The sequence below is a fragment of the Azoarcus sp. KH32C genome, from assembly GCF_000349945.1.
GTDB lineage: Bacteria > Pseudomonadota > Gammaproteobacteria > Burkholderiales > Rhodocyclaceae > Aromatoleum.
In genome coordinates this window covers 4,988,993-5,000,514 of sequence record NC_020516.1, presented here as the reverse complement: position 1 = coordinate 5,000,514, position 11,522 = coordinate 4,988,993, and the positions used below count along the sequence as shown (strand labels likewise).

General features: G+C 67.0%; 12 protein-coding genes. 1 reads left to right on the top strand and 11 read right to left on the bottom strand.

Annotated features, from left to right (window positions below):
• Positions 1-53 precede the first annotated feature (53 nt).
• Positions 54-371 carry a hypothetical protein gene (locus AZKH_RS22525; protein ID WP_041656499.1) on the top strand — a complete coding sequence of 106 codons (318 nt, stop codon included), beginning with the start codon at positions 54-56 and terminating at the stop codon, positions 369-371.
• A 56-nt stretch (positions 372-427) separates the two neighbouring features.
• Here AZKH_RS22525 and metW read toward each other — a convergent pair whose 3' ends face one another.
• From metW to AZKH_RS22470, 11 genes are all read right to left on the bottom strand, one after another.
• Complete coding sequence (gene metW, locus AZKH_RS22520) at positions 428-1,018, bottom strand: methionine biosynthesis protein MetW (protein ID WP_015438115.1); 591 nt, start codon at positions 1,016-1,018, stop codon at positions 428-430.
• Positions 1,019-1,020: 2 nt separating this feature from the next.
• Positions 1,021-2,148 (bottom strand): homoserine O-acetyltransferase, encoded by a 1,128-nt coding sequence (locus tag AZKH_RS22515; RefSeq protein ID WP_015438114.1) that lies wholly within the window; start codon positions 2,146-2,148, stop codon positions 1,021-1,023.
• Between the two features lie 125 nt (positions 2,149-2,273).
• Positions 2,274-3,119 (bottom strand): biofilm regulation diguanylate cyclase SiaD, encoded by an 846-nt coding sequence (gene siaD, locus AZKH_RS22510; protein WP_015438113.1) that lies wholly within the window; start codon positions 3,117-3,119, stop codon positions 2,274-2,276.
• A 2-nt stretch (positions 3,120-3,121) separates the two neighbouring features.
• Positions 3,122-3,502, bottom strand: coding sequence for a biofilm regulation phosphoprotein SiaC (siaC, locus tag AZKH_RS22505; protein ID WP_015438112.1), 381 nt, complete (start codon positions 3,500-3,502; stop codon positions 3,122-3,124).
• A gap of 159 nt (positions 3,503-3,661) precedes the next feature.
• Complete coding sequence (gene siaB, locus AZKH_RS22500; RefSeq protein ID WP_015438111.1) at positions 3,662-4,204, bottom strand: biofilm regulation protein kinase SiaB; 543 nt, start codon at positions 4,202-4,204, stop codon at positions 3,662-3,664.
• Between the two features lie 2 nt (positions 4,205-4,206).
• A complete protein-coding gene (gene siaA / locus AZKH_RS22495) occupies positions 4,207-6,231 on the bottom strand; it encodes a biofilm regulation protein phosphatase SiaA (protein WP_015438110.1) in 2,025 nt (674 codons plus the stop codon).
• Between the two features lie 50 nt (positions 6,232-6,281).
• On the bottom strand, positions 6,282-8,009 hold the full coding sequence (ptsP, locus tag AZKH_RS22490) for a phosphoenolpyruvate--protein phosphotransferase (protein WP_015438109.1): 1,728 nt from the start codon (positions 8,007-8,009) through the stop codon (positions 6,282-6,284).
• A gap of 3 nt (positions 8,010-8,012) precedes the next feature.
• Entirely contained in the window at positions 8,013-8,282 is a 270-nt protein-coding gene (locus tag AZKH_RS22485; protein WP_015438108.1) for an HPr family phosphocarrier protein, read from the bottom strand.
• Positions 8,283-8,408: 126 nt separating this feature from the next.
• Positions 8,409-8,792 (bottom strand): PTS sugar transporter subunit IIA, encoded by a 384-nt coding sequence (locus AZKH_RS22480; RefSeq protein WP_015438107.1) that lies wholly within the window; start codon positions 8,790-8,792, stop codon positions 8,409-8,411.
• Positions 8,793-8,888: 96 nt separating this feature from the next.
• Positions 8,889-10,874 carry an AsmA family protein gene (locus AZKH_RS22475; RefSeq protein WP_015438106.1) on the bottom strand — a complete coding sequence of 662 codons (1,986 nt, stop codon included), beginning with the start codon at positions 10,872-10,874 and terminating at the stop codon, positions 8,889-8,891.
• 109 nt (positions 10,875-10,983) lie between these two features.
• Positions 10,984-11,394 (bottom strand): hypothetical protein, encoded by a 411-nt coding sequence (locus AZKH_RS22470; RefSeq protein ID WP_041656495.1) that lies wholly within the window; start codon positions 11,392-11,394, stop codon positions 10,984-10,986.
• Positions 11,395-11,522: the final 128 nt, after the last annotated feature.

Sequence of the window (11,522 nt, the reverse complement as noted above, 5' to 3'; positions counted from 1 at the left end):
TGCGTGTTCGGGCTTCCCGGCAAAACACAACGAAAAATCTTGAGGAGATGGAGATGAGCCAGCATATCACGGTGGCATTCGGTGCCGAGCGTGAATACGAGATGACGGTGCATCAGGAGGATGCGTCCGGTCTCGACAAGGACAGCGCACGCGCGTGGCTGTCGCACGAATTCGACACGCTTGAGTGCACGCCGTCGAACCCGATGGGCAAGATTCTTGTCCTCGACATGATCCTCAACGTCGCCAAGTACGGCGGCGAGGACCGTTTCCGCCAGGGGGGCGAATGGGCGAAGAAGTTCGCCGCTGCAACCGCCGTCGCCCTCGACCGGCCGGTGATCCGCGTCGACGTGGCCCACTTCGTCGTCGGCTGAACGCCGCCCAGTTCATCCGAACGGCCCGCCGCGTGCGGGCCGTTTTCTTTCCGACTTCAGGCGGCGCGACCGAGTCGATAAACCGCGACGCTCGCGAGGAAGTTCGGTTCGTCGACGATCACCTTTTCTTCGTCGAAGGCGAGCCGTTCATGCACCTTGATGCCATTCATCTCGCACAGCGCGTCGAAGTCCGCGATCGTGAAGAAGCGCACGTTGGGCGTGTTGAACCACTGGTGCGGTAGGCTCTCGGACACCGGCATGCGCCCGTTGAGGATCGCCTGGCGATGGCGCCAGTAGCCGAAGTTCGGGAAGCTCACGACCGCCTCGCGCCCCACCCGCAGCATCTCGGCGAGGATGCCGAGCGTGTTGTGCATCGCCTGCAGCGACAGGCTCATGATGACGTGGTCGAAGAAGCCGTCTTCAAAGCCGGCGAGGCCCTTGTCCATGTTGATCTGGATCACGTTCACGCCGTTGCGCGTGCACGCGAGCAGTTTGTCCGGATCGTTCTCGACGCCGTAGCCCTGGACCTGGCGCACTTCGCGCAAGTGCTTCAGCAGGCTGCCGTCGCCGCAGCCGAGGTCGAGCACCTTCTCGCCGGGCGAGATCCACTGCGTGATCACTTCGTAGTCGTAACGGTAGGCACTCATGGTCAGACCTCGATGCGATCGAAATAGGCGTTAAGCAGCCCGTGGTACTGGGCGTCGTCGAGCAGGAAGGAGTCGTGGCCGGCGGCGCAGTCGATCTCGGCGTAGCTGACGTTGCGCTGGTTGTGCATCAGCGCATAGACGATCTCGCGGCTGCGCGACGGCGCGAAACGCCAGTCGGTCGTGAAGGACACGACGAGGAAATCCGCGGTCGCCCGCGCGAGCGCCGCCGGCAGGTTGCCGCCGTGCTCGAAAGCCGGGTCGAAATAGTCGAGCGCCTTGGTCGTCAGCAGGTAGGTGTTCGCGTCGAAGAAGCCGGCGAACTTGTCGCCCTGGTAGCGCAGGTAGGACTCGATCTCGAACTCGACGTCGTAGCTGTAGATCGCCTTGCCGTGGCGGAGGCTGCGGCCGAACTTGTCGCCCATCGCGTCGTCGGAGAGATACGTGATGTGGCCGATCATGCGCGCGAGCTTGAGGCCGCGCGCGGGCACCACGCCGTGTGCGTAGTAGTGGCCGCCGTGGAAGTCCGGATCGGTCAGGATCGCCTGGCGCGCGACCTCGTTGAAAGCGATGTTCTGCGCGGTGAGCTTCGGCGCGGACGCGATCACGACGGCGTTGGCGACGCGCTCCGGGTATTGCAGCGTCCACGACAGGGCCTGCATGCCGCCGAGGCTGCCGCCGACGACCGCGGCGAAGCGCTCGATGCCAAGCTGGTCGGCGAGCCGGGCCTGGGTCGTCACCCAATCCTCGACCGTGACGAAGGGGAATTCCGCGCCCCAGGGCTGGCCGGTCGCCGGGTTGATCGACTGGGGGCCGGTCGTGCCGTAGCAGCCGCCGAGGTTGTTCACGCCGATGACGAAGAAGCGGCGCGTGTCGAGCGGCTTGCCGGGGCCGACGAGGTTGTCCCACCAGCCGATGCTGTTGGGCTGATCGGCGTAGTGGCCGGCGACGTGGTGCGAGCCGGACAGCGCGTGGCAGACGAGCACCGCATTGCTGCGCGTGGCGTTGAGTTCGCCGTAGGTCTCGTAGACGAGATCGTATTCGGGGAGCGTGCCACCGCTGCGCAGCGCGAGCGGCGCACTAAAGTGCGCCCGCTGCGGGGCGACGATGCCAACGGATTGGGGTTGGATCATGGCGATATTCTTGTAAACGAAAAAAACCCAGCCGGCTACGAAACGCGGACTGGGTCGTCCTCGCTTTAGCCGGATTTATTGAGCGCCCGCAAGCTGTGGTTCAAATCGGCGCTGAAGGCTGAAAACTAGCCTGCGGCGGGCGGATTGTCAAATTCGGCCGGCGGCGCCGAGAGCTCGAAGCGGTTGCGGCCCTTGTGCTTGGCGCGATAGAGCGCATCGTCGACGCGCTTCATGAAGGCGGTCAGGTCTTCGCCCGGCTGCAGGCAGCCGACGCCGAGCGACACGGTGACCGTGCGCTGGCGCTCGCCGATCACGAAGGGATCGGCGGCGATGCAGGCGCGCAGCCGTTCGGCGCTGTCGGGCAGGACGGACGCGGCGGTCTCCGGCAGCAGCACGAGGAACTCCTCGCCGCCCCAGCGCGCGCACATGTCGTATTCGCGGATCGACGCCGCGAGCCGGGCGGCCACTGCCGCGAGCGCCTGGTCGCCGACCTCGTGGCCCCAGCTGTCGTTGATGCCCTTGAAGTGGTCGATGTCGACGAGCGCGATGGCGAAGGGCTTGCCGCTGCGCTGGGCGCGGCCGTGCTCCTCGTTGAGCCGCGCGAGCGCGTGGCGCCGGTTGGGCAGTCCGGTCAGCGCGTCGCGGTTCGACAGCCATTCGAGGCGCTGGTTGAGTTCGCGCAGCATGCCCTGGTAGCGGTCGCTGATGCGCACGATCTTCTCGAGCCGGCGCAGTTGCTCACGGTAGTTGAGCGCGTGCCCGGCCCCCCGCGCGCGTTCGGCGGCCTGGTAGCGGTCGCTGATGCGGGTGATCCGGTCCATCTGGTTGAGCTGGTCGTAAAACGCTGCCATCAGCTCGGTCAGCGGCCCGCGCAGCGGGTTGTCCTGCTGTGCCGGATCGGCGAGCAGCTCCTCGATGCGCTCGAACAGCGGGGGCTCCTCGCCCGACGTCGGGAGGGTGGCGCCGCTCATGCCTAGGGCTCCGGGACGATCTCGAAGGGGAAGGTGTAATCTTCCTTGAACTCACCCGCGAGGTCAGCGACCCGTTCGTTCTTGCGGTCGTAGCGCCAGCTCACCGACACCGTGCGGCCGCGTTCGTGAGCTTCCTGGAGCGTGTCGAAGATCTCCATCATCGCGCGCACGCTGCTCGTATTCAGATACAGCAGCTGCAGGTCGACGGCGAGCGGCTGCGTTCCGCGGTCGTCGAGAAAGGCGCCGACCCACTGAAGGACGGGCTGGAACAGTTCGAAGGAGTTTTCCGGATATGAGTCTCCGCTCATTTCCAGCCGTCCGGCGCTCCAGTCCGCGTGGATGCGGGGGGTCGATTCGCTGCCGGCAATGTTGATGTCGTTCACGTCAGTCCTCGAATCAGAGCCTGTGAATGTCTCTGTTGGTCTTGTAACGATTGCTGAGTCGTTCATTCGCGGGCGCCTGATCGTTCGATATGTCTTGTCGTTCGCTTGTTCTTGCGCGCCTTGCGCACGGTACAGCTCGTCACGATTTTTTCACGGCATTCAGATCACGACGCGCAGGCTGAAAAAGGCGTGCGCGTCGTCCAGGGGTTTGAGATTGCATTGCAGCGGCGCGCTCGCGCGGCGCGCCAAGTCGATCAGGCCGAGGCCCGCGCCGGTCTTCGCGTCCGGGTCGCGCGGGGCGCGCATCTGGGTCTTGAACGCCGCCTTCAGTTCGGTCTTGTCCATCCCCGCGAGGGCCGCGATGCGCTGCACGAGTGCCTCGCCGTCTGCGGTCAGCACGACGTTGCCGGCGCTGACGACGTAGCGGCCGTCCTCGTCGCGCGACACGATGATCGTCGCTTCGGCCGCGGCACCGCTGACGCCGCGCGAGGCCGCGTAGTGGCGGATGTTCTGGCTCAGCTCGATGTAGGCCGAGAACACGTCGGTGACGGCCGAGGGCGATTCGGCGAGTCCTTCCATGTGCTTGCGCAGGGCCTTGCCGATTTCCTCCATCAGCGTTGCCGAAAACGGGCCGTTGAAGCCCAGCATGATGCCCTGGCGCGTGAATGCCTCACGCAGCGTCAATACGTCGACCTGTTCCATCCTTACTCCCCGTAAGTCGTGCCGGGCGCGTCGCCCCGGCCGGGAATCGTAAAACACAATACTGCGATGTCATCGCGCTGGGGGCGCTCGCCCTGATGTTCGCGCAGCTCGCGCAGCAGGATTTCCTGCCGCGCATGCATCGGCTGGGCGTCAAGCGCGGCGAGCGTCTCGGCGAAGCGGCGCGCGCCGAACCCATAGCCGTGCATGCCGCCTGCCTGATCGAGAAAACCGTCTGTCGTCAGATAATACGCCGCTCCGGGTTCGACGGACATGACGTGGTTCTCATAGTCGCCGCGACGGCGCTCGCCCAGGCTGCGGCGGTCGCCGCGGATGCGCGTGCAGACCCCGGCGACGCAGTGATAGAGGTCGAGGTGGGCGCCGGCGAAGCTCACCCGTCCGCGGGCGTGGTCGACGCGGCACAGCACGGCGTCCATGTTCGTCGCGAGATGGCGGCCCGCGGCGGCGTCGGGCAGCAGCGCGCGGATGGCCACGTCCATGCGCGCGAGCAGCGCCGCCGGGTCGGCGAGGCCGAGCTCCTGCACCGCCTGGTCGAAGGCGGCGTGCGCGATCATCGTCATGAAGGCGCCGGGCACGCCGTGGCCGGCGCAGTCGACGAGGCCGATCACGAAGCCGTCGGCGTCCTCGCGGAAGAGGTAGAGGTCGCCGCCGACGGTGTCGCGCGGTTGCCAGAGCACGAAATGGCGTTCCGGCAGCGCACGGGCCAGCGCGGCCTGCGGCAGCATCGCGTCCTGGATCAGCCCGGCGTAGCGGATGCTGTCCTGGATCTGGCGGTGGGCTTCGGCGACGCGGTTATGCGCGGCAGCCAGGTCGCGCGTGCGCTCGGCGACGCGGCCCTCGAGCTCGCGGGTGTGGGCGTCGATTTGACGCGCCATGCCGTCGAACACGCGGGTCAGCTCGCCGAGTTCGTCGTTGCGATGCGAGCTGAGGCGCAGGCCGTAGTCGCCGGCGGCGAGCCGTCGGGCGGATTCGGTAAGGCGGAGCAGGGGGTTCAGGATCATGCGATCCACCCCCATGCTGACCGCTGCCGCGAAGAGCAGGATCAGCACGAGTGTCGCGAGCGCGATCGGCCACAGCGCGGCCTCGTCGATGACGCGCGCGGCGCCGGCGTCGACGGCGCTCAGCACGTACCAGTCGAGGTCCGGCACGTAGGCCACGCCGAGGATGCGCGGCTGGCCGTCGAGACGGACTTCGAGCGTGCGGCTGCCGCCCTTGGCCGCCCGCAACTCCGCGAAGCTGCGCTCGAGCGCGGCGTGGTCGGCGTCGCCGGAGATCAGGCGGTAAAGCGTGCGCTCCGGCGTCGCCTTGGTGAGCGCCGAGTACTCGATCAGCTTCGGATCGGGGTGGGCGAGGATCGCGCCCGTGCCGTCGACGACCAGGCTCGTGACGCCGGGGTCGTCGGTCGCGACGAACTCCGCGAGAAAGCGCGTCAGGTCCAGACCGGTGCCGGCCAGCCCCAGCACACGTGCGGCGCCGCCCTTGTCGTCGTCCTCGTGGACCAGCACGTTGAACCAGATCTTCGTGACCCGCAGCGTGTCGTCGACATTGACGTTGAGCGTATAGGGGCGACCGCTGCGGACCGTCGCATAGAACCAGGCATCCTTCGGCTCGTCCTCACGCAGCGTGTAGCGCGGCGCGCGTGCCGCCGCCGGATCGTTGTGGTCGGTGAAGTGGTAGCGCCCGGACGGATTTGCGATCAGGAAGGCCGAGCCGTCGGCGAAGGCGGCGCGAAAGCGTTCGAGGTCGGCGAAGGTCGTCGCGGGGTCGTGGCCGTTTCGCAGGTAGGCGCGCACGCTCCCGAGCTCGGCCAGGCGCTGCGACAGGCTCAGTTCGCGGGTGATCGGCGTGACGAGCTTCTGCGCCTGCAGCAGCGCGTGGTTGCGCGCGTAGGCGGCCCCGAAGTGTTGGCGGAAGACGTCCAGTCCGGTCCGGCCGGCCAACAGTGCGATCAACAACAGCAGGGCGAGCAGTGCAGTGAGCCATAGCCCAGATTTCCCGCGTAGTCCCATGTCCCGTTTGTCGTTCTCTCGTTATCGTTATGTCGGGTGAGCCGGTGGCTCTAGCTGGCCAGCCGCATCACTGCTTCGCGCACTTTCGACTGTTCGTCCATCTTCAGGATGCGCTGCACGCGCGGCGCGAGCTCGTCGACGTCGGCGCGCAGCACCTGCTGCTTGATCTCGAGGATGTGCCCCGGGTGCATCGAGAAGTTGCGCAGCCCCATGCCGAGCAGCAGCAGCGTGTAGGCCGGGTCGCCCGCCATTTCGCCGCACACCGACACCGGCAGGCCGAAGCGGGCGCCCGCCTGGATCGTGCCGCCGATCAGCTTCAGCACCGCGGGGTGCAGCGGGTCGTACAGATGCACGACCGCCTCGTCGGAGCGGTCAATCGCGAGCGTGTACTGGATCAGGTCGTTGGTGCCGATCGACAGGAAGGACAGGCGGCGGATGAACATGCCGAGCGCGAGCGCCGCGGCCGGCACCTCGATCATGCCGCCGACCTCGACGCGCGGGTCGTACTTGTGGCGCTCCTCGTCGAGCTCGGCCTTGGCCTTTTCGATCATGCGCAGCGTCTGGTCGATCTCGTGCGCATGCGCGAGCATCGGGATCATGATCTTGAGCTGGCCATGGACCGAGGCGCGCAGCAATGCCCGCAGCTGCGTCATGAACATCTGCGGCTCGGCGAGCGAATAGCGGATCGCGCGCAGGCCCAGCGCCGGGTTCGGCTCGAAGCGCGCGCTGACGCCGTTGAGCGCCTTGTCGGCGCCGACGTCGAAGGTGCGGATCGTCACCGGCTTGCCCGGCAGCGATTTCAGCACCGTGCGGTAGGCCTCGTACTGTTCTTCCTCGTCGGGCAGCGAATCGCGGCCGATGAAGAGGAATTCGGTGCGGTACAAACCGACGCCGTCGGCATTGACCGCCTTCACCTGGCCGAGGTCCTTCGGACCCTCGATGTTGGCGAGGAGATTCACGTCCTCGCCGTCGAGCGTCGTCGCGCGCGTGTCCTTCAGGCGATTGAGCTTGGAGCGTTCGAGCTCGAGCTCGCTGCGGCGCAGCCGGTATTCCTCGACGATGCTCTCTTCGGGGCCGACGATGACGACGCCGCGCGTGCCGTCGATGATCAGCAGTTCGTCTTCCTCGACGAGCTGGCGGATGTGATGCAGGCCGACCACGGCCGGGATGCGCAGGCTGCGCGCGACGATCGCGGTGTGGCTCGTGGGGCCGCCGACGTCGGTGACGAAGCCGGTGATGTTGTGGTCGCGAAAGCCGATCGTGTCGGCGGGCGACAGGTCGTGCGCGACGATGATCGTGCCCAGTCCGTCGCGGCGCTTGGGCGGCAGGTGCTGCGGCTGGCCGAGCAGCACCTTGACGAGGCGCTCGACGACCTGCACGACGTCGGCCTTGCGTTCGCGCAGGTAGGGGTCCTCGATCTGGTCGAACTGGTCGACGACGAGCTCCATCTGCTGCACCAGCGCCCATTCGGCGTTGCAGCGGCGACTCGTCACGAGCTCGCGCGCGGCGTCGATCAGCATCGGGTCGGCGAGCATCATCAGCTGCAGGTCGACGAAGGCGCCGACCTCGCTGTGCGGCTGGCCGGCGGTCGCGGCCTTCAGGCCAATCAGCTCCCCCTGCACGGTCGCCACCGCCTCGTTCAGGCGATCGACCTCCTCGGGGAGGTATTTCGCCGCGACGTGGTAGTGGTTGACCTCCAGCATCGCGTGCGACACCAGATGGACGTGGCCGATGGCAATGCCCTGCGAGACCGGAAGGCCGTGGAGGGTGAAGGCCATGCCTTACTCCCCTTCGCCGAAGCGGTCGGCGATCAGGTCGAGGATGGCCTGCAGGGCCGCGTCGGCGTCCTCTCCGGCCGTTTCGACGGTGATCGTCGCGCCGCGGGCGGCCGCGAGCATCATGACGCCCATGATGCTCTTGGCGTTGACGCGCCGGCCGTTGCGCTCGAGCCATACGTCACAGCCGTAACTGCTGGCGGTCTGCGTGAGTTTGGCCGAGGCGCGCGCATGCAGTCCCAGTTTGTTGATGATTTCGACTTCGGCTTTGGGCATGGGCGGCTCAGGACTCGAAAATAAGTGTGCTGCGCGTGCCGACTGCTGCGTTGCTCATTCGTTGTCTGCCCCTTTGTCTGTTCGATATGTGTCGTCGTTCGTTCGCGACGATTTCTCCACGCGTTTCTACTTGATATGCAGCACGCCGTCGCATCCGCCGGTCACCGCGCGCTGCACGAGCGTCTGCATGTCGCGTTCGCGGTAGGTCAGCACGCGCAGCAGCATCGGCAGATTGACGCCGGCGATGCCTTCGATATGGCCCGGGTCGAGCAGCTTGGCTGCGACGTTCGAAGGGGTCGCGCCGTAGATGTCCGTCAGCATCAGCACGCCATGCCCATTGTCGACCCAGCCGAGCATGTCCCGTGCAATCGGCAGCATGTCGAGTGGATCGTCTTGGCCCGACAACCCCAGCTGCGCGATCTGTGCCGGACGTTTGTTGAGGACGTGGCACGCACACTGGATGAGGGACTCGCCGAGCGTCCCGTGGGTTATCAGGAAAATGCCGATCATGTCGTTCGCTGCAGGTGATTTCAACGATTGTAGCCGAGACCGGCGCCCGGCACGCGTACGCTTGTGTACGCACGCCGATGCCCGGCGATGCCGGCCTCAGGGACGCAGCTTCGCGAGCGACTGCTGGCAGGGGGAGGCGACGGCGTCGCCCGGGTCGAGGAAGGGGATGATCGCGGCGAGCGGGTTGACGAAGCCGAGCGCGATGCCGGCGACCGCCCGCGCGGCGAGCGGCGCGGCTTCGGGCGAGACCTGCGGCGCGACGAAGTGGCCGCGCACATGGATCGGCGTGCGCAGCGTGAAGGGCGAGACGTTGCGCGGCTTCGCCGTGAAGCGCAGGTCGAGCGCCTCGTCGGCGAGATTGACCTTGCCGTCGAGCAGCACCAGCGTGACCGCGGTGTCGACCAGCGCGACGCGCGGTGTGAGCTGGCCGTCGTGCGTGACGAGATCGGCGACCGCGCAGTTCACGGGCAGGGGTTCGTCCCCGCGCAGAACCATGCCCAGCCCCTGGGCGACGTCGAGGCCCAGGACTTCGATGACGAGGTGCGAGATGCTGCCGTTGCGCACCCCGAGCGTGATCTCGCCGTTGAGCGAACCGACCAGCGCTGCGGTTGATCGGCCGCTGCCGGTGAGCTTGGCGCGTCCGTGCAGCGAGCCGGTGAAGTAGGGCGGCGGGGTCTTCGTTTCACCCTTCGCTTTGGCTTCGGTGGCACGCTTGCGCGAAGCGCCGATCCAGTCCTCCAGCCGGATGTCCTCCCAGCCGAGGTTGGCCGCCCATTGCGGCAGGCGGCGGTTGGCATCGACGGCGACCTCGCCGTGCAGATGCCCTTTCGCGGTGCGGGCGTCGATGCCGGTCAGCGCGAGGCGTCCGCCTTCCAGGATCAAGGTCGCGCGTAGCGGCGAGATCTGCTGCGAGAACGCGTTGCCGAGGTCCACGAGACCGAGATCGACAGCAATGCGCGCATCCATCCTCTTCAGTTCGGGCAGGTTCAGTTCGCGGTCCGGCAACGTGCGTCCGGGCGGCGGCCGCACCGGCGTGCCGTCGGGATTACGGGTACCGAAGGCCGGTGCCAGGTCCGCGAGGATGAAGCGTTCGCCGCCGAGGTCGCCCTCCAGACGCGGGGGCGATCTGCGGGCGTCGTAGCTGAAGCGACCGTGGACCGCACTGCTGCCGACGCGCGCGTTGTCGACGTGGGCGCGCCACAGTTCGCCATCCTTTTCGAGTTTGCCGCGCAGCGAGAACGCGGAGGTCGTCGGCAGCACGATGTCGAAGAGCTGGCCCAGCACGCTGAGCGAGGGCCCGCGCGCCGAGAAGGTGCCGCGCAGGTCGCGCGCGCCCGAGAGGTCGGCGACCGTCCCGTCGAATTCGGCATGCACTCCGCCGTACGCGACGCGGCCCTTCACGGGTACGGGCGGCGCGCCCGCGGTGTTTTCGGCGAGCCGCAGGAAGCCCGCGGCGCTGAGCGTCGCGTCGAGCGGCTTTCCGCGCAGCCGTCCGCGCACGATCGCGCGCGAGGTCGGCGTGCCTTCGGCCGCGCCCTCGTCGGTCGTAAAGGTGGCGTTGAGCCGCGTGGACGTCGGGGCGTCGTCGACGTCGATCGTGCCGTTACGGACGGCCAGGTGTGCGATCGTCGGCGGAGGCGTCTCAGGCTGGTCGGGGCGCGGTTCGCCGAACTGCCAAGTTGCCGGTCCCTTGGCTCGGCGGTGCAATTGGGCGTCGATGCGGGCGACGTCGATCGTGTCGATATGCAGCTGGTTCGACTCGCGCAATGCAAGCAGGTCCTGGTAGCGCAGCCTCAGATCGATATCGTCGGCATCGACCAGATGAGGCACATCGAATCCTTCCGGCGCGGCGATCCACAGACCGCTGGCGTGGACGCGCACGGCGCCCAGCAGATGCAGCCGGAAGGGTGGGGCGATGCGCACCGGTCGCGCGAAGCGCTCGGCCAGCCGGCTTTCTAGCGGCGACCGCAGGAAGGGCCAGCCGGCGATTTCGCCAAGCGCGACGCCGCCGATCAGGAACACCAGCAGCGCCAGCAGGACATGCCGCACACGACGGGCGTGAGGGCGCGGAGATTCGGCCATCGAGTACGCTCACCGTAGGGGTACGGCTTTATGACCGCGCTCCCTCTACCCGGAGTTTCCCGAAGAGAGTTCTTGTTACCGTGCTTGTTGCGTGATGGCGGCGTGCCGGTCAGAGGTTATGGCAGAAGCCGCAGAGGGCGTTGTCGGCCGTCGCGGCGCGCACATATTCGATCGGATGGTTGGCTGCGGGAGGGCCGATGCCGTGTTCGATATGACAGGAGGAACATTCGATCATGTCGCCGTCGATCGAACGGAAGATCTGCACTTCGTCGGGGCCGGGCAGGCCGTCGCCGTCGCGATCGAAGAACAGGATGTCGGCGACGATCGCATCCGTGGCGTTGTATTCGGCCTTGGCAGGGTAGGCCACGTGTACCGGATGGTGCCCGGGCGTATTGAAGTAGTTCGTGAAATCCGGAGCGGTGCTTTCGGGAAGGACGGCGTAATGGCAGCTTCGGCAGTCTTGGTAGTCGGCGCGAACGGAGGCCGCGGCGGCGACCGCCAGCAGCGCTGCGCACAGCAATCGGATTGCCCGTGTCGTGACCAAGACCAACCGCCCAAGAGAGAGCCCCGCATTGGGGCGTCATAGGCGGCTGAGTATACCCCCACAATTGGGGTATATGCAATGTGCAAGGATTAGAAATTTTTCAT

Excerpts from the sequence above, each read along its gene's own strand:
- AZKH_RS22475 (WP_015438106.1), bottom strand. The coding sequence starts at position 10,874 with ATGGCCGAATCTCCGCGCCCTCACGCCCGTCGTGTGCGGCATGTCCTG.
- siaD (WP_015438113.1), bottom strand. The coding sequence starts at position 3,119 with ATGAGCGGCGCCACCCTCCCGACGTCGGGCGAGGAGCCCCCGCTGTTC.
- ptsP (WP_015438109.1), bottom strand. The coding sequence starts at position 8,009 with ATGGCCTTCACCCTCCACGGCCTTCCGGTCTCGCAGGGCATTGCCATC.
- AZKH_RS22525 (WP_041656499.1), top strand. The coding sequence starts at position 54 with ATGAGCCAGCATATCACGGTGGCATTCGGTGCCGAGCGTGAATACGAG.
- AZKH_RS22480 (WP_015438107.1), bottom strand. The coding sequence starts at position 8,792 with ATGATCGGCATTTTCCTGATAACCCACGGGACGCTCGGCGAGTCCCTC.
- siaA (WP_015438110.1), bottom strand. The coding sequence starts at position 6,231 with ATGGGACTACGCGGGAAATCTGGGCTATGGCTCACTGCACTGCTCGCC.
- siaB (WP_015438111.1), bottom strand. The coding sequence starts at position 4,204 with ATGGAACAGGTCGACGTATTGACGCTGCGTGAGGCATTCACGCGCCAG.
- AZKH_RS22515 (WP_015438114.1), bottom strand. The coding sequence starts at position 2,148 with ATGATCCAACCCCAATCCGTTGGCATCGTCGCCCCGCAGCGGGCGCAC.
- metW (WP_015438115.1), bottom strand. The coding sequence starts at position 1,018 with ATGAGTGCCTACCGTTACGACTACGAAGTGATCACGCAGTGGATCTCG.
- AZKH_RS22485 (WP_015438108.1), bottom strand. The coding sequence starts at position 8,282 with ATGCCCAAAGCCGAAGTCGAAATCATCAACAAACTGGGACTGCATGCG.